The sequence below is a fragment of the Mesorhizobium koreense genome (assembly GCF_031656215.1).
Classification (GTDB): domain Bacteria; phylum Pseudomonadota; class Alphaproteobacteria; order Rhizobiales; family Rhizobiaceae; genus Mesorhizobium_L; species Mesorhizobium_L koreense.
The window spans coordinates 4326050-4341753 of sequence record NZ_CP134228.1 but is presented as its reverse complement, the minus strand read 5'-3'; the positions used below and the strand labels follow the sequence as shown (position 1 = coordinate 4341753).

Genomic DNA, 15704 nt, shown 5'->3' with positions numbered 1-15704 from the left:
CATCGGACAGATACGTAGTTCCGTGATTGAAAGATGACACCTCCGCCCGCAACGCCGCTTCTCGATACGATCCGCCTTCCTTCCGACCTGCGCAAATTGCCGGAGAGCGATCTGCCGCAGCTTGCGGATGAGTTGCGCGCCGAATTGATCGACGTGGTATCGCAGACCGGCGGCCATCTCGGCGCGGGGCTGGGCGTGGTCGAACTCACGGTCGCTGTCCACTACGTTTTCAATACGCCCGACGACCGGTTGATCTGGGACGTCGGCCACCAGGCCTATCCGCACAAGATCCTGACAGGTCGGCGCGACCGCATGCGCACGCTGCGCCAGGAAGGCGGCCTTTCCGGCTTCACCAGGCGAGCGGAGAGCGAGTACGATCCCTTCGGAGCGGCGCATTCCTCCACCTCGATCTCGGCCGGGCTCGGCATGGCCGTCGGCCGCGACCTGAAGGGCGGCAGGAACAACGTCATCGCCGTTATCGGCGACGGCGCCATGTCGGCGGGCATGGCCTATGAGGCGATGAACAATGCCGGCGCGCTCGATGCCAGGCTGATCGTCATCCTGAACGACAACGACATGTCGATCGCGCCGCCCGAAGGCGCGATGAGCGCCTATCTCGCCCGCCTCGCCTCCGGCCGCGCCTATCTCGGCATCCGCGACATCGGCAAGAAGCTGACCTCCTATCTCGGCAAGCGTGCCGAGAGCGCGGTCAGCCGGGCGGTGGAGCACGCGCGCGGCTACGTCACCGGCGGCACGCTGTTCGAGGAGTTGGGCTTCTATCATATCGGCCCGATCGACGGGCATAATCTGGAGCATCTGATCCCGGTCCTGAGAAACGTCCGCGATCATGGCGAAGGCCCGGTGCTGATTCACGTCATCACGCAAAAGGGCAAGGGCTATCCGCCGGCGGAAGCTTCCCCGGACAAATATCACGGTGTGTCGAAATTCGACGTGATCACCGGCGCGCAGGCGAAAGCGCCCGCCAACGCGCCGAGCTATACGAAAGTCTTCGCCGAAAGCCTCGTCCGTGAGGCACGCGAGGACGAGAAGATCGTCGCCGTCACCGCCGCAATGCCGGCCGGCACCGGGCTCGATCTTTTCGGCCAGGCCTTTCCGAAGCGCACCTTCGATGTCGGCATCGCCGAGCAGCACGCGGTGACGTTTGCAGCCGGCCTTGCCACGGAAGGCTTCAAGCCGTTCGCCGCTATCTATTCGACCTTCCTGCAGCGCGCCTACGACCAGGTGGTGCACGACGTGGCGATCCAGAGGCTGCCAGTGCGCTTCCCGATTGACCGCGCCGGCTATGTCGGCGCCGACGGTCCGACCCATTGCGGCGCCTTCGACACGACCTATCTGGCGACGCTGCCGGGCTTCGTCGTCATGGCCGCCGCCGACGAGGCGGAACTGAAGCACATGGTGCGCACCGCCGCAGCCTATGATGAAGGGCCGATCTCGTTCCGCTACCCACGCGGCAACGGCGTCGGCGTCGAGATGCCCGAGCGGGGCTCGGTGCTGGAGATCGGCAAGGGACGGATCGTCCGCGAAGGCACGAAAGTAGCGCTGCTTTCACTCGGCACGCGGCTTGCGGATTGCCTGCTTGCGGCAGAAGAACTCGATGCTGCCGGCCTTTCCACGACGGTTGCCGATGCCCGCTTCGCCAAACCGCTCGACGAGGAACTGGTCGCCCGCCTTGCGCGCGAGCATGAGGTTCTGATCATTGTCGAGGAGGGCGCGATCGGCGGCTTTGCCAGCCACGTGCTGAATTTCCTTGCTCACCACGGTTTGCTTGAGACTGGCCTCAAGGTCCGCCCGCTCATCATGCCGGATGCGTTCACCGATCAGGCCAAGCCCGAGACGATGGTGGCCGAAGCCGGACTGGACTCCGCCGGCATCGTGCGCGCCGTCTTCGCCGCGCTCGGACAGGGCACGGCGGCGATAAGGGCGTAGTCGGTCTCGACCTGCGGTGCTGATTACGCCTTGAATCAGCTTCAACGGAAGCAGCGCTAACTCTCTGTTCACGCTCTAATTTCGCATTTCGCTTACCCTCTCTCTTGGCCGAATTTTAGCCCGCCCTGTCTATGATTGCCGGGATCGGACAGGGTCTGGAGAAGAGAGATGAAGTGCCTTCTCGTCGCCGCCATGCTGGCGGCGCTCGTTTGGCCGGCGGGGGCGGCCCAGCGTTACGATCGCAAGCTGGAGGAGCAGGTGAAGCAGATCGTCGCCGCGAAGATCGGCGATATCCGCGGCACGCTGCCCTATGACAGGATCATGGTTTTTCCAGCGGTCGATCAGGGTACGGAAGGATCGTCTTTCCAGACCCTTCAATCGCTTCCACGGACTGGCGAGCCGCATTTCCAGATAATCGAATAGGCCGTACGCCGCTTGCCAACGCGGCCGGCCTTCGCCAATGAAGGCGGATGCAGGACCGCCTCGACAATCCCCGCATGCGGCTTGACGAACTGCTCGTCGCACGCGGCTTCTTCGCCAGCCGTTCGCGCGCTCGCGATGCTATTGCGCGGAGGGCGGTGCGCGTCGACGGCAGGCCGGCGGCCAAGGCGGGACAGGGCGTGTTGCCCGATGCCGAAATCGCAGTGGACGATCCGGCGCGGGACTACGTCTCGCGCGCGGCGCTGAAGCTGATTGCGGCGCTCGACGCCTTCAACCTCGATCCGACTGACACCGAGGCGCTCGACCTCGGCGCTTCCACCGGCGGCTTCACGCAGGTTCTTCTGGAGCGCGGCGCGCGCCATGTCACGGCTGTCGATGTCGGTCACGGGCAGTTGCATGAGCGGATCGCCGGTGATCCCCGCGTCACAAGCATCGAGGGACTGAATGTCCGCGATCTCAAGGAAAGCGACCTCGGCGGCCATGTTCCCGATTTCCTGACCGCCGATCTGAGCTTCATTTCGCTCAAATTGGCGCTGCCGCCGGCGCTTCAGCTCGCCGCGCCCGGCGCACGAAGCGTCTTCCTCGTCAAGCCGCAATTCGAGGCCGGTCGCGAGGCGGTCGGCAAGGGCGGCATTCTGCGCGACGCTGCAGAGGGCGAGCGGATCGCCGGTGAACTGTGCGAATGGCTGGACGGCCAGCCGGACTGGCGCGCCGTGGGTCTTGTTCCCTCGCCGATAGAAGGCGGGGACGGCAATCGCGAATATCTATTGGCAGGAACCAAGGATCGATGAGCGCCGAATTCCGCATCGAGCGCCTCGGTGCACAGGGCGACGGTGTCGTGCTTACGGAGCGCGGCCCGGTCTATATCCCATTCACGCTTGCCGGCGAGCGGGTGACGGCGTCGCGGAACGGCGACCGCGCCGATCTTCTTGCCGTGGTCGAACCATCCCCGCTCCGGGTCGAGCCCGCCTGCCGCCATTTCGGCGAATGCGGTGGCTGCGCGCTCCAGCACATGGAGGAGGGCGCCTATCGCGAATGGAAGCGCGGCCGCGTGGTAGAGGCATTGCGGTCGCGCGGCATCGAGACAGAAGTGGCGCCGCTGGTGCCCTGCCCGCCGAAGGAGCGCCGCCGGGTGACGCTGTCGGCGCGGCGCACCGAGGCAGGCATGCTTCTCGGCTACAACCGCGCGCTTTCTCATACGATTGTCGATATCGAGGAATGTCCGATTGCCCGGCCGGAGATCGTTGCGGCGCTGGAGCCGCTGCGTTCCCTGGCAAAGACAATATGCAGTACCGACAAAGCGTTCCGGCTGACAGTTACCGTGACGGGTTCCGGTCTCGACGTTGCGGCTCACGGCTCCGGCAAATTCGCCGAGAAGACGCGCAAGGCCGCATCGGACTTTACGCTGCGCGCCGGCTTTGCCCGGCTTTCCGTCGACGGCGAGATTGTTATCGAGCCGCGCAAGCCGGTCGTGCTGTTCGGGGACGTGCCCGTTTCGCCGCCGCCTGGCGCTTTCCTGCAAGCGGTTGCCGGCGCCGAGCAGACGATGGCCGATCTGGTTTCCGTGCATCTTTCCAAGGTGAAGCGGATCGCCGATCTCTTTTCCGGCGTCGGCGCATTTGCCCTGCGTCTGGCGAAAGGCACGGAAATCCATGCCGTCGAAGCCGACGCGGCATCGCTTTCCGCACTCGATCGCGGCTTCCGTTTTGGCTCTGGGCTGAAACGGGTGACAACGGAGCGCCGCGACCTCTTCGTGCGGCCGGTGACGGCGAAGGAATTGAATGCCTTCGACGGCATCGTCTTCGACCCGCCGCGCGCTGGCGCCGAGGCGCAGTCGCGACAGATCGCGAAGTCGGATGTGCTGTTGGTCGCCGCAATATCCTGCAATCCGGCGACGCTGGCGCGCGACCTCACCATCCTGATCGAAGCCGGCTACACGCTTCAGCGTGTCGTTCCCATCGACCAGTTCCTATGGTCGCCGCATGTCGAGGCCGTCGCGCTTTTGACCAGGAAGAAGCGGCGCAGGTGAGCGCACTTGCCTCGCCCTTGAATTGAGCGCCATTTGCGCTTATTTTGAGCGCATGGAAGTCAATATAGGATCGGAGAACGTCATGAGCATCGCGGCTCTCGATATGTCTGCCTCGCGCTTCGGCGATGGCAGGGCGCCGTTCCTCTCCGCCCGCCGCGTGGCGGAACTGCTCGGCGTCACGCTCACCGAACTGGCGGGCCTGATCGGCGTCGCCCGCAACACGCTGACGGCGAAGAGCGGCGCGCGCAAGGTCGACGCCGCCTTGAGCCCGGTCGTGCGCATCCTTGCCGTGGCCGACGAGATGGCCGGCGGCGAGGATCGTGCCGCGCTTTGGTTCAAGCACCAGCCGATTCCCGGCTGGGCGGGCAAAACCGCCTACGATCTCGTGCGCGAAGGCAAGGCCGACAAGGTGCTCGCCTATCTGGAGGCTGTCCGTTCCGGCGTCTATGCCTGACGCCTCGACGCGGGACCTGACTCCAGGAGGCCTGACTCTATGGCGCGCCTTCGTGCCGCGTTGGGCCTATCTGCCGCTGTCGGGCGAGGGCGCCGCCCGCTTCGGCGGGCGCTGGAATCCGGTCGGCGAGCCCACTATCTACGCCGCCCGCGAACTCTCGACCGCCTGGGCGGAATACAATCAAGGCTTTGTCCAGCACCCGGCGCTGATCGCGCAGCTTGAACTGACCGGCGCCAGCCTCGCCGATCTCACCGATCCCGTCGTGCTGGCTACGCTCGGCGTGGGCCCGGAAATCCACAAATGCGAATGGCGGGCGCTGCTGGACGAAGGCAGGACGCCCGCAACCCATCTGTTGAGGAAGAAACTGATCGAGGACGGAAAGGACGGCGTCGTCTACCCATCCTTCATGTCGCCGGGCGGAACCTGCGTGGCGCTCTGGCACTGGAACGGGGAAGGCGCGCCAAAGCTCAGGATCGTCGATCCCGGCCACCGTCTGCCGCGAACGCCGGCGTCGTGGCTGTAGAGCAATTCCAGGAAAAGTGGGAACCGGTTTTCCGTTCGGAATTGCGTGAAAATAGCAGCCCAGCGCTACAGGATTTTCGCCAGGAAGCTCTTCGTGCGGTTCCGCTGCGGGTTCGAGAAGAGCTCTTTCGGCGGCCCTTCCTCGAGGATGAGGCCGTCATCCATGAAGATCACCCGATGGCCCACCTCGCGGGCGAAGCCCATCTCGTGGGTGACGACCACCATCGTCATCCCCTCGACCGCCAGCGCTTTCATGACCTGGAGCACCTCGCCCACCATTTCGGGGTCGAGCGCGGAGGTCGGCTCGTCGAAGAGCATGACCGCCGGCCCCATCGCCAGCGCGCGGGCGATGGCCACGCGCTGTTGCTGGCCGCCGGAAAGCTCGTCCGGATAGCTTGATTCCTTGCCCACGAGCCCGACCTTGGCCAGAAGCTCGCGGGCCACCTTGTCCGCCTCGGCAGGAGCGATCTTCTTCACCTTGCGCGGCCCGATCGTGATGTTCTCCATGATGGTCAGGTGCTTGAACAGGTTGAACTGCTGGAACACCATGCCGACATGCTGGCGCAACTGATGGATGTTGGTCTTCGGGTCGGTCAGTTTCATGCCGGCGATTTCGATCTCGCCGCTGGTTGCCGTTTCCAGCCCGTTCAGGCAGCGCAGGAAGGTGCTCTTGCCGCTCCCCGAGGGGCCGATGACGACCACCACCTCCTGTTCGTCCACATGGGTGCTGATCCCTTTCAGGATTTCGTTGTCGCCGAACGACTTGTGAAGGTCTTTAACGTTTATCAACTTGAAGCCTCCTCTCCAGGTAGGACGAGCACTTCGACACCGAGAAGATGAGGATGAAGTAGAGCACCGCGATGAGACCCCAGATGGCGAAGGAGGCGAAAGTCTCCGCGATCACGATCTCGCCCTTGTAGACCAGTTCGGCGATGCCGACCGGCGCGAGCAGCGAGGTGTCCTTGATCGTCTGGGCAGCCTGGTTGACCAGCGGCGGGATCATTCGCTTGAACGCCTGCGGCAGGACGATATAGCGCATCGTCTGGAAGCCGTTCATGCCTATGCTCTGCGCGGCTTCCTTCTGGCCCCGATCGACGCCGAGGATCCCGGCGCGGATGATCTCGGTGACATAGGCGCCTTCGTTCAGGCTGAGCGTCAGTGCGGCAGCGAGGATCGGGTACAGCAATTGCCCGAACCATTCGTTGACCGGCAGGATGGCGGGCAGCCCCAGAACGATGAAAAAGAGTTGCACCAGAAGCGGCGTCGATCGGAAAATCTCGACATAGGCCGTGCCGACCCACCTCAGCGGCGCGATCGCCGACAGCCGCATGAGCGCCGCGATCAGGCCGATCACCACCATCAGCATGATGGCGACGATCGAATACTGGACCGTCAGGCGCAGGCCAGTCAGGATGACAGGTAGGTTTTGCCAGATGGCGTCCATGGACCGTGCCCCGATTATCCTTCTCTCGCATCAATGAATGAGGAAAGCGCGCGGAGCCGCTCTTGCGCCGCGCGCTTTCCAGGTTCGATCTCGCGAATCCACGGGATTTCGACCGGATGCCGGGAGACCCTCAGTCCTTGACCGCGACGTCGGTCGGCTTCTCCACGCCCTTGACGGCGCCGCTCAAATCACCGCCGAAATACTTCTCGAAGAGCTTCTTGTATTCGCCGCTCTCCTTGATCTTGGCCAGCCCGTCATTGAGCTTGGCGACCAGGTCGGGCTTCTTCTTGCTGACGGCGATGCCGTAATATTCGCCCGTCAGGAGCGGCCCCACGGTCTTCACGTTGTCGTGCTTGGTCTTGAAGTTGATGTTGACCGGATTGTCGAAGATGACCGCGTCCGCGCCGCCGGTCTCGAGCGCCTGATAGGCGGCGTCGATGCTCTGGAACTGCTTGATGTAGTCGGACTGGAATTTGTGGTCGGTCAGGTAGTCGACCGAGGAGGTGGCCTTCTTGGTGGCGACCACATGGCCGCTCAGATCGTTAAAGCCTTTGATCTTGGAATCCTTCTTGACCAGGATCGAAAGCCCGGACTTGTAATAGGCATCGCTGAAATCGACGTTCTTCATCCGGCTGGACTTGATTGTGATTCCGGCGACCGCGGCGTCGATCGATCCGGCCTGCAGGCTCGGGATGATGCCGTTGAAGGGCAGCGTCTTCAGGCTGACCGTCATGTTCTCGACCTTGGCGATCGCCTTGATCATGTCGATGTCGAAGCCGGTGACCTCGCCATTCGTCTCGGTCTCGAACGGCGGAAAGGTGGTGTCGGCGCCGACGACGATGTTGGTTGGCGCCGCCCGGGCAGCCGTAGTCACGATCGTTGCACCGAACGAAAGTGCAAGACCGGAAGCCAGCGATGCGGCCAGCGCGATGAGTGATCTCTTTTTCACGTTTGTCTCCTTTTCGGCGGGCGACTATCAGTCTGGATCGTGCCGACAATCAGGAGTGGTGAATGAACCCGCACGCCCCAAGCCCGTGCAGGGTATTTGGATCATGGGTAAACCGCGTCAAGTTTTGGCGAAAGTTGAAACAGCAGGCAGAAGGCAACTGGACCAATTGCCTTCCGTCGTCGCCCGCCGCCTCTTTTACGTCCGCGTGCCGCCAACGGTCATCTGGTTCATTCTCAGATGCGGCTGGCCGACGCCGACAGGCACGCCCTGACCGGCCTTGCCGCACATGCCGATGCCGGTGTCGAGCTTCATGTCGTTGCCGACCATGGAGACGCGGTGCATGGCGTCCGGTCCGTTACCGATCAGCATGGCACCCTTGATCGGCCGGGTCACCTTGCCGTCCTCGATCATGTAGGCTTCCGTACAGCCGAAGACGAACTTGCCGGACGTGATGTCGACCTGGCCACCGCCGAAGGAGACGGCATAGATGCCGTTCTTCACCGAGGAGATGATCTCGGAAGGCTCATAGCCGCCGGCGGTCATATAGGTGTTGGTCATGCGCGGCATGGGCTCGTGCGCGTAGGATTCACGCCTGCCGTTGCCGGTCGCCTTCATGCCCATCAGCCGGGCGTTCTGCCGATCCTGCATGTAGCCGACGAGCTTTCCGTCCTCGATCAGCACGGTGCGGTTGGTCGGCGTGCCCTCGTCGTCGATGGTGAGCGAACCGCGCCGCTCGGCGATGGTCCCGTCGTCGACGACCGTCACGCCCTTGGCGGCGACCTGCTGTCCCATCAACCCGGCGAAGGCGGAGGTCTTCTTGCGGTTGAAATCACCTTCCAGCCCATGGCCGACCGCCTCGTGCAACATGACGCCTGGCCAGCCATTGGCGAGCACGATGTCGAACGTGCCGGCCGGGGCAGGGATGGCCTCCAGATTGGCGAGCGCCTGCCTGAGCGCTTCGTCGGCGGCGTGTTTCCACGAATCTTCCGCCACGAACTCCGCGAAGGATTTGCGGCCGCCCATGCCGTAGGAGCCCGATTCCTGCCGGTCGCCGTCACCGACCACGACCGCCACGTTCATCCGTACCAGCGGCCGGATGTCCCGAACCGTGCGGCCGTCGGCGCGCATGATCTCGACATGCTGCCAGGAGGCGGCGAGCGAGGCGGTTACCTGACGTACGCGCGGATCCTTCGCCCTCAGGAAAGCGTCGATCTCCTGCAGGAGCTTCGCCTTGGCCTCGAAGCCGGGTGCCGCGATCGGGTTTTCCTCGCCATAGAGGTGAAGGTTCGTGCCCTGAGGCGCGGCGGCGAGCGTGCCGGAATAGCCGGCCTTGACGGTCGAGACGGCATCGGACGCGCGCCGCAATGCCGCTTCTGAGAAATCGTTGGCGTGTGCGTAGCCGCTCGCCTCGCCGGCGACCGCGCGCAGGCCGAAACCCTGGTCGGTCGAGAAATTGGCCGTCTTCAGGCGGCCATTGTCGAACATCAGCGCCTCGCCCTCGCGGTATTCCAGGAAGAGTTCGCCGTCGTCGGCACCGCGGATGGTATCGGCGACGATCCGCTTCACCTCGTCTTCGGAAATGTCGAATTGTTCAGTCAGCCTGCGGTCCACGTCTTGGCTCCGGTCATGAGGACATTAGGTCGAATATAGGCGGCAGGCTTCCGCGTTGCACGCTTGTTCGGCTCGAAATAGTAGCAGGAGCAGGAATGAAGGGACCATACTGGATAATGATCGGCGCGGTGGTCGGGCTGTTCGCCGGGTCGCTCTTCGGCGCCACCTATGCGATTGCCGGCGTGGGCATAGGGCTTGCCGGCGGGCTTGCGATCTATGTGGGTATGCGGTGACGGCACTTAAGGACGCTCAATAATGGGGAAATCACGAAAGCGTGTTCACCCACCAAGAGTATATATCTATATAACTATAATATGGAAAAATGATTTAAATCAATGGTTTAATAGAAATCGTGGATTTATAACCGGTTGATTTTTAAATCGCCGCATGGTAGAAACTTCAGAACAGACTCAGTCAAAAGCGGTCGAGAACTTTAAGCGAGCGGACCACCGAGCTTTGCTTAAATACAGCGTGAAGGAAGGAAACAAAGGAATTCATACATACCCAAAGCATCGTCATCAAGGAGGTTTCAATGTCGCGGATTATAAGGTTCCCACCTCTCTCGGCAAAGTCCGGCAAAGATTTGGCCACTATGTGGTATAACGCTTGTAGGAAGTGTGATGAAGGCGATGCGAGAGCGCTTCGGGCGAAAGACAGTATAGAAACCGAGTGGAGGCGTCGGTTCCATTATCTGCCACCTGTAGATTATTCTCCACCTAACATAGGTGTACTTGGGGCGATAGGATATTCGGTAGAGAGAAATACCAGGCTGACGCGCGAGAATCGACAGATGCTGCTAAGATACTTGTTGACGGCCAGCGCGGTACCGGCAGCTCATTCAAAATCATATGTTTCTGCATGGGGCTTTGGAGGCACGAGCAAGCGCTTCCACATCATATGCGACACCTTGGATCGGTTTGCGGAAGAACATCGTGCGCGGATCGGGTATGAAGACGCCGCCAGAAAGTGGGAGGAAGATGCGCGATACGTCCGTGCATTGTGGTTTAGTCGGGGTAGAAACTTAGGATAATTCTCACGGTAGCGCGGCGAAACCGTCGGCGAAGCCGGCGAGGTCGACGGGGATGCCGATCCCCTGTTCCGGCGTCTGGAAGACGATGAAGGTCGCCGACTTGCCGTGCGAAAGCGTGTCGATGAGCTTCTGCTCGAGGATGACCTCGGCATAGCAGCCGTCCTGGAAGCAGCGCACGAAATAGGCGCGGCCGATATCCTTGCCGTCGACATTGAGGCCAAGTCCGTTCGGTAACAATACGCCGAGCGGGGCCAGCACCCGCAGGATCTGCGCCTTGTGGTCAGCCGTCTTGAGCACGACGACGGAAAGGCCGATCTCGGGCCGATCGGAGGCGACGACGTTCTGCATCATCGCGCATTGCTCGGTCTTGGCGCCGGGCGGGGTGTCGCAGATGATCGACCATGCGCCGTGGACCGATTTCACCGTGCCGTTGGCGCCCGGCATGGTGTCCTGCTGCGCGAAGGCGGCGACGGGCGCGACCAGCGTCGCTGCGACGAAGGCGATCCCCGCGAAGGCAATCCCGGCAATGGCGGTCCTCTTCAGCACTGCTCGAAACGGCCCAGCGATCATGTCGGCTCCCTGCGAATCACGGCAATCTAGCCATATGCGCACGCTTGCGGAAGCGCGCGCGGAGGCTTCCGGCAGCGAATTCCACCCGTTCGCGGCAACTGGCGCAACAATCCGTCCGAATTGCGACCGCCGCCCACCTGTGTCGCAAAATGCCGGTAGGCGCGGGATTCGGTGTGCATACGGGCCGCGGCACCGTACCGCTCCCGGATAAAGCCGTCTCGTTTCGCGCGCAAAAATGCCGCATCTTTCGTATGGCGCCTTCCTTGCGGTTGATATCGTAGTATGGTTTGAACGCATGCGAGGGTAGCGGAAGATTCCGTCGCCCGGCGGGCTTGTGGCATCATGGCCCGATTAAGACATTTGCGGGAGACGATGAGAGTGATCAGGAACATTCTTGCGCGCGTCGGCGGGGCAGCGGCCGGCTTCGCGGTAACTTCGGCAATGGCGGCCCCGCAGCCTTGGGAGTGGACTTTCCAGCCCGCCGCGACCGACATGATGCGGCAGATCACCTGGTTCCAGGACTATACGCTCTGGTTCATCATCCCGATCACCGTCCTCGTGATGGTCTTGCTCGGCTACTGCATCTTCCGCTTCAACGCCAAGCGCAATCCGGTCCCCTCGCAGACGACGCACAACACGCTGATCGAAGTGATCTGGACGGTCCTTCCGGTGGTTGTTCTCCTCTTCATCGCCATCCCTTCCTTCCAACTCCTGACGGCGCAGTACAATCCCAAGGACGAGCCGAAACTGACGGTGAAGGCGACCGGCAACCAGTGGAACTGGGATTACGAATACGAGACCAAGGACCAGCTTTCCTTCAACTCGGCGATCCTGGCAGATAGTGACCGCGCCAAGCTCGGCAAGGAGGACCGCACCGAATATCCGCGTCTCCTGACGGTCGATCACGAGCTTGTGGTGCCGGTGAACACCATGGTCCGTGTGCTGGTGACCGGCGCCGACGTCATCCACTCATTCGCCATGCCGCCCTTCGGCATCAAGGTCGACGCCGTGCCGGGCCGCATCAACGAGACCTGGTTCAAGGCGGAGAAGGAAGGCATTTTTTACGGCCAGTGCTCGGAACTGTGCGGCAAGGATCACGCCTTCATGCCGATCGCGATTCGCGTGGTGACCCAGGAGCAGTACGACAACTGGTACAAGATGGCGGTGACCGACCTCCCCGGCGCCAACAAGGCGCTGATGGCCGAAGTCGACCACAACAAGACGAAAGTTGCCGCGGCCGATTGAGCGCGCTGGCATAGAGATAGGGAACGGAGCGGACAAATGGCGGCAATAGAAGCAGCTCATGACGACCATCGGCCGCATGGCTGGGTGCGGTGGGTCTATTCCACCAACCACAAGGACATCGGAACGCTGTACCTGATCTTTGCGATCTGCGCCGGTATCATCGGCGCATTCCTGTCGATCATGATGCGCGCCGAACTGATGGAACCGGGCATCCAGATATTCCCGGGGCTTGCCTCCATGGTCTATGGCGTCAACGGCGACGCCGCCATCGACGCGGGCAAGAGCATGTACAACATGTTCACCTCCGTCCACGCACTCATCATGATCTTCTTCATGATCATGCCGGCGATGATCGGCGGCTTCGGCAACTGGATGGTGCCGATCATGATCGGCGCGCCGGACATGGCGTTTCCACGCATGAACAACATTTCCTTCTGGTTGCTCGTGCCGGCCTTCCTGCTGCTCCTCATTTCCATGTTCATGCCGAGCGCGGCGGGTGCCTGGGGCCCCGGTGGCGGCTGGACGCTCTATCCGCCGTTCTCGACCATCGGCCAGCCCGGACCGGCGATGGATTTGACAATCCTGTCGATCCACATCGCGGGCGCGTCGTCGATACTCGGCGCCATCAACTTCATCACCACGATCTTCAACATGCGCGCGCCCGGCATGACGCTGCACAAGATGCCGCTCTTCGCATGGTCGGTACTGGTGACGGCCTTCCTTCTCCTGTTGTCGCTGCCGGTGCTGGCCGGCGCCATCACCATGCTTTTGACCGATCGTAATTTCGGTACGTCTTTCTTCGCGCCGGAGAATGGCGGCGACCCGATCCTGTTCCAGCATCTGTTCTGGTTCTTCGGTCACCCCGAGGTCTACATCCTGATCCTGCCTGGCTTCGGCATGATCAGCCAGATCGTCTCGACCTTCTCCAAGAAGCCTGTCTTCGGCTATCTCGGCATGGTCTACGCCATGGTGGCGATCGGCGCGGTCGGCTTCGTCGTGTGGGCGCACCACATGTACACCACCGGCATCTCGCTCGACACGCAGCGCTACTTCGTCTTCGCGACGATGGTCATCGCGGTGCCGACGGGCGTGAAGGTGTTCTCGTGGATCGCTACCATGTGGGGCGGCTCCATCGAGTTCCGCACACCGATGCTGTGGGCGGTCGGTTTCATCTTCCTGTTCACCGTCGGCGGCGTGACGGGCGTGCAACTCGCCAACGCCGGTCTCGACCGCTCGATGCAGGACACCTACTACGTGGTGGCGCACTTCCACTATGTGCTGTCGCTCGGTGCCGTCTTCGCCATCTTCGCCGGCTGGTACTACTGGTTCCCGAAGATGACCGGCTACATGTACAATTCCTTCATCGCCCGGCTGCATTTCTGGATCACCTTCATCGGCGTGAACATCATCTTCTTCCCGATGCATTTCCTCGGCCTTGCCGGAATGCCGCGCCGCTACATCGACTATCCGGACGCCTTTGCCGGTTGGAACATGATCGAGTCCTACGGGTCCTACATTGCCGGCTTCGGCGTGCTGGTCTTCCTGTTCGGTGTCTTCGAGGCCTTCTCCAAGAAGCGCATCGCCGGCGCCAATCCCTGGGGACCGGGCGCGACGACGCTCGAATGGCAGTTGCCGTCGCCGCCGCCGTTCCACCAGTGGTCGGAACTGCCGCGGATCAAGTAGGAACGGCAGGATCAAAAGGAAGCCGCCGGCCCGACCGGCGGTTTCACTAATGAAGAGAGTGAACTGGAACTGGAATGGCGCTCGTAGAGCCGACCCGTGACGAGGAAGTCCAGCTTTCGGAAGCGACTGCAGGGGATTACCTCGAGCTTCTGAAACCGCGCGTGATGTCGCTCGTCGTGTTCACCGCGTTCGTGGGTATGGTCGCGGCGCCCATCCTGCCGCATCCGTTCCTTGCGGTCGTGGCGATCCTGGCGATTGCGGCGGGCGCCGGCGCCTCGGGCGCGCTCAACATGTGGTACGACGCCGACATCGACGCGGTGATGTCGCGCACCGCCGGCCGGCCCATCCCCGCCGGTCGCGTGATGCCGGGCGAGGCGCTTTCCTTCGGCCTGGTGCTATCCGTCCTTTCGGTGATGACGCTCGGCGTGCTCGCCAATTGGCTTGCCGCGGCGCTGCTTGCCTTCACCATCTTCTTCTATGCAGTGATCTATACGATGTGGCTGAAGCGCTCGACACCCCAGAATATAGTCATCGGTGGGGCTGCCGGTGCGTTCCCGCCGATCATCGGCTGGGCGGCGGCGACCGGGACGGTCAGCATCGAAAGCGTGATCCTCTTCCTCATCATCTTCCTGTGGACGCCGCCGCATTTCTGGGCGCTGGCGCTGTTCAAGTCGGGCGACTACGAGCGCGCCGGCATCCCGATGATGCCGAACGTTGCCGGCGAGGCATCGACGCGCCGCCAGATATTCGTCTACTCGCTCCTGATCGCGCCGGTCGGCGTCCTTCCATGGGCGCTTGGCTATGCCAGCCTCGGCTACGGGATGGTCTCGGCAGCGCTCGGCGCTGGCTTCGTCTGGTATGCCTGGAAAGTACTCGTCATGCCGGCCGAGGATCGGAAGATGAAGGCGGCCAAGGCGCTGTTCGGCTATTCGCTGCTTTACCTTTTCGGGATTTTCGCGGCCTTCCTGGCAGACGTGCTGATCGGCCGCGCCTTCGGGCTGGCGGGAATATGAGTGCGCTGATGGGTCAGGATACGGTCCCGTTGACCGACGCGCAGAGGAAGGCGCGTCGCAATCGCTCGCTGGCGATCGGGCTCGGGCTCGCCGCGCTTGTCGTGATCTTCTATATCGCCACGATCATCAAGTTCGTGCACCATACGATGTGAATAGGATGGCGGGGAACCTGGACAATAGCGGGAAGAAGGGGGCGCGGCTGAACCTTGCCGTCGCCAGCACCTGCGCTGCGGTCATCGTCGGCATGATCGGGCTTTCCTATGCGGCTGTGCCGCTTTACCGCATGTTCTGTCAGGCCACCGGCTACGGTGGAACGACGCAGCGCTCCGCCCAGGGCGCGTCCAAGGTGCTCGACCAGACCGTGAAGGTCAGGTTCGACGCCAACACGTCGAACATTCCCTGGTCTTTCAAGCCCGAGCAGTGGCAGGTCGAGGTGAAGATCGGCGAGACCAAGCAGATCCAGTATGTCGCGCAGAACCTGTCGAACCATACGATACGCGGTCGCGCCAGCTTCAATGTGACGCCTGAATTCGCCGGGGCGTATTTCTACAAGATACAATGCTTCTGCTTCAACGACACCACGCTGAAGCCGGGTGAAAAGCTTGAGATGCCCGTCGTCTTCTATATCGATCCCGCCATCGTCAAGGCGGAAGAAGCCAAGGGGCTGAAGGCGATCACTCTATCCTATACGATGTTCCAGGTGCCGGGGGAGAAGGTCTCGGCCGCGGAATCAAAATCCAAGACGGTTGCGAGCAACTAATCGGGG

Annotated in this window: 17 protein-coding genes; 12 read left to right on the top strand and 5 right to left on the bottom strand. The window is 62.3% G+C overall.

Annotation, left to right across the window (positions count from 1 at the left end):
* Window positions 1-33: 33 nt before the first annotated feature.
* The 6 genes from dxs (at window position 34) to RBH77_RS20680 (ending at window position 5394) form a co-directional block, all read left to right on the top strand.
* On the top strand, window positions 34-1947 hold the full coding sequence (gene dxs / locus RBH77_RS20705; RefSeq protein ID WP_311029450.1) for a 1-deoxy-D-xylulose-5-phosphate synthase: 1914 nt from the start codon (window positions 34-36) through the stop codon (window positions 1945-1947).
* 168 nt (window positions 1948-2115) lie between these two features.
* A complete protein-coding gene (locus tag RBH77_RS20700) occupies window positions 2116-2370 on the top strand; it encodes a hypothetical protein (protein WP_311029449.1) in 255 nt (84 codons plus the stop codon).
* 47 nt (window positions 2371-2417) lie between these two features.
* Window positions 2418-3179, top strand: coding sequence for a TlyA family RNA methyltransferase (locus RBH77_RS20695; RefSeq protein ID WP_311029448.1), 762 nt, complete (start codon window positions 2418-2420; stop codon window positions 3177-3179).
* Complete coding sequence (locus tag RBH77_RS20690; protein WP_311029447.1) at window positions 3176-4417, top strand: class I SAM-dependent RNA methyltransferase; 1242 nt, start codon at window positions 3176-3178, stop codon at window positions 4415-4417. The genes RBH77_RS20695 and RBH77_RS20690 overlap by 4 nt, the downstream gene beginning before the upstream one ends.
* 82 nt (window positions 4418-4499) lie before the next feature.
* Window positions 4500-4871: an MbcA/ParS/Xre antitoxin family protein gene (locus RBH77_RS20685; RefSeq protein ID WP_311029446.1), complete on the top strand. Its 372-nt coding sequence runs from the start codon at window positions 4500-4502 to the stop codon at window positions 4869-4871.
* Complete coding sequence (locus RBH77_RS20680) at window positions 4864-5394, top strand: RES family NAD+ phosphorylase (protein WP_311029445.1); 531 nt, start codon at window positions 4864-4866, stop codon at window positions 5392-5394. The genes RBH77_RS20685 and RBH77_RS20680 overlap by 8 nt, the downstream gene beginning before the upstream one ends.
* A gap of 65 nt (window positions 5395-5459) precedes the next feature.
* Here RBH77_RS20680 and RBH77_RS20675 read toward each other — a convergent pair whose 3' ends face one another.
* The 4 genes from RBH77_RS20675 to tldD all read right to left on the bottom strand — a co-directional run bounded on the left by RBH77_RS20675 (window position 5460) and on the right by tldD (window position 9397).
* A complete protein-coding gene (locus RBH77_RS20675; protein ID WP_311029444.1) occupies window positions 5460-6182 on the bottom strand; it encodes an amino acid ABC transporter ATP-binding protein in 723 nt (240 codons plus the stop codon).
* Entirely contained in the window at window positions 6169-6837 is a 669-nt protein-coding gene (locus RBH77_RS20670; RefSeq protein WP_311029443.1) for an amino acid ABC transporter permease, read from the bottom strand. Before RBH77_RS20670 ends, RBH77_RS20675 begins: the two co-directional genes overlap by 14 nt.
* A 130-nt stretch (window positions 6838-6967) precedes the next feature.
* Window positions 6968-7786 (bottom strand): transporter substrate-binding domain-containing protein, encoded by an 819-nt coding sequence (locus tag RBH77_RS20665; RefSeq protein WP_311029442.1) that lies wholly within the window; start codon window positions 7784-7786, stop codon window positions 6968-6970.
* Window positions 7787-7981: 195 nt separating this feature from the next.
* Window positions 7982-9397: a metalloprotease TldD gene (tldD, locus tag RBH77_RS20660; RefSeq protein ID WP_371832806.1), complete on the bottom strand. Its 1416-nt coding sequence runs from the start codon at window positions 9395-9397 to the stop codon at window positions 7982-7984.
* Between the two features lie 95 nt (window positions 9398-9492).
* On the opposite strand from tldD, the gene RBH77_RS20655 reads away from it, so the two are divergent.
* Window positions 9493-9630 carry a hypothetical protein gene (locus RBH77_RS20655; protein WP_311029441.1) on the top strand — a complete coding sequence of 46 codons (138 nt, stop codon included), beginning with the start codon at window positions 9493-9495 and terminating at the stop codon, window positions 9628-9630.
* Window positions 9631-10430: 800 nt separating this feature from the next.
* Here the strand turns inward: RBH77_RS20655 and RBH77_RS20650 are convergent.
* Window positions 10431-10997 carry an invasion associated locus B family protein gene (locus RBH77_RS20650; RefSeq protein WP_311029440.1) on the bottom strand — a complete coding sequence of 189 codons (567 nt, stop codon included), beginning with the start codon at window positions 10995-10997 and terminating at the stop codon, window positions 10431-10433.
* A 372-nt stretch (window positions 10998-11369) separates the two neighbouring features.
* Here RBH77_RS20650 and coxB point away from each other — a divergent pair, with 372 nt between their 5' ends.
* The 5 genes from coxB (at window position 11370) to RBH77_RS20625 (ending at window position 15698) form a co-directional block, all read left to right on the top strand.
* Window positions 11370-12242: a cytochrome c oxidase subunit II gene (gene coxB, locus RBH77_RS20645; protein ID WP_311029439.1), complete on the top strand. Its 873-nt coding sequence runs from the start codon at window positions 11370-11372 to the stop codon at window positions 12240-12242.
* A gap of 36 nt (window positions 12243-12278) precedes the next feature.
* A complete protein-coding gene (gene ctaD / locus RBH77_RS20640) occupies window positions 12279-13925 on the top strand; it encodes a cytochrome c oxidase subunit I (protein WP_311029438.1) in 1647 nt (548 codons plus the stop codon).
* Between the two features lie 74 nt (window positions 13926-13999).
* Window positions 14000-14938 carry a heme o synthase gene (locus RBH77_RS20635; RefSeq protein WP_311029437.1) on the top strand — a complete coding sequence of 313 codons (939 nt, stop codon included), beginning with the start codon at window positions 14000-14002 and terminating at the stop codon, window positions 14936-14938.
* Entirely contained in the window at window positions 14935-15090 is a 156-nt protein-coding gene (locus tag RBH77_RS20630) for a cytochrome c oxidase system small membrane protein (RefSeq protein WP_311029436.1), read from the top strand. The genes RBH77_RS20635 and RBH77_RS20630 overlap by 4 nt, the downstream gene beginning before the upstream one ends.
* A gap of 5 nt (window positions 15091-15095) precedes the next feature.
* The gene (locus RBH77_RS20625; protein ID WP_311029435.1) at window positions 15096-15698 is read left to right on the top strand and encodes a cytochrome c oxidase assembly protein; all 603 of its coding nucleotides are present in this window, start codon (window positions 15096-15098) and stop codon (window positions 15696-15698) included.
* The last annotated feature ends 6 nt before the right edge of the window (window positions 15699-15704 follow it).

What these genes read in the sequence shown, in the direction of transcription:
- RBH77_RS20625 (WP_311029435.1), top strand. Translation starts at nt 15,096, where the DNA reads ATGGCGGGGAACCTGGACAATAGCGGGAAGAAGGGGGCGCGGCTGAAC.
- coxB (WP_311029439.1), top strand. Translation starts at nt 11,370, where the DNA reads ATGAGAGTGATCAGGAACATTCTTGCGCGCGTCGGCGGGGCAGCGGCC.
- RBH77_RS20650 (WP_311029440.1), bottom strand. Translation starts at nt 10,997, where the DNA reads ATGATCGCTGGGCCGTTTCGAGCAGTGCTGAAGAGGACCGCCATTGCC.
- RBH77_RS20695 (WP_311029448.1), top strand. Translation starts at nt 2,418, where the DNA reads ATGCAGGACCGCCTCGACAATCCCCGCATGCGGCTTGACGAACTGCTC.
- RBH77_RS20670 (WP_311029443.1), bottom strand. Translation starts at nt 6,837, where the DNA reads ATGGACGCCATCTGGCAAAACCTACCTGTCATCCTGACTGGCCTGCGC.
- RBH77_RS20690 (WP_311029447.1), top strand. Translation starts at nt 3,176, where the DNA reads ATGAGCGCCGAATTCCGCATCGAGCGCCTCGGTGCACAGGGCGACGGT.
- ctaD (WP_311029438.1), top strand. Translation starts at nt 12,279, where the DNA reads ATGGCGGCAATAGAAGCAGCTCATGACGACCATCGGCCGCATGGCTGG.
- RBH77_RS20630 (WP_311029436.1), top strand. Translation starts at nt 14,935, where the DNA reads ATGAGTGCGCTGATGGGTCAGGATACGGTCCCGTTGACCGACGCGCAG.
- RBH77_RS20680 (WP_311029445.1), top strand. Translation starts at nt 4,864, where the DNA reads ATGCCTGACGCCTCGACGCGGGACCTGACTCCAGGAGGCCTGACTCTA.
- RBH77_RS20685 (WP_311029446.1), top strand. Translation starts at nt 4,500, where the DNA reads ATGAGCATCGCGGCTCTCGATATGTCTGCCTCGCGCTTCGGCGATGGC.
- RBH77_RS20635 (WP_311029437.1), top strand. Translation starts at nt 14,000, where the DNA reads ATGGCGCTCGTAGAGCCGACCCGTGACGAGGAAGTCCAGCTTTCGGAA.
- dxs (WP_311029450.1), top strand. Translation starts at nt 34, where the DNA reads ATGACACCTCCGCCCGCAACGCCGCTTCTCGATACGATCCGCCTTCCT.
- RBH77_RS20655 (WP_311029441.1), top strand. Translation starts at nt 9,493, where the DNA reads ATGAAGGGACCATACTGGATAATGATCGGCGCGGTGGTCGGGCTGTTC.
- RBH77_RS20700 (WP_311029449.1), top strand. Translation starts at nt 2,116, where the DNA reads ATGAAGTGCCTTCTCGTCGCCGCCATGCTGGCGGCGCTCGTTTGGCCG.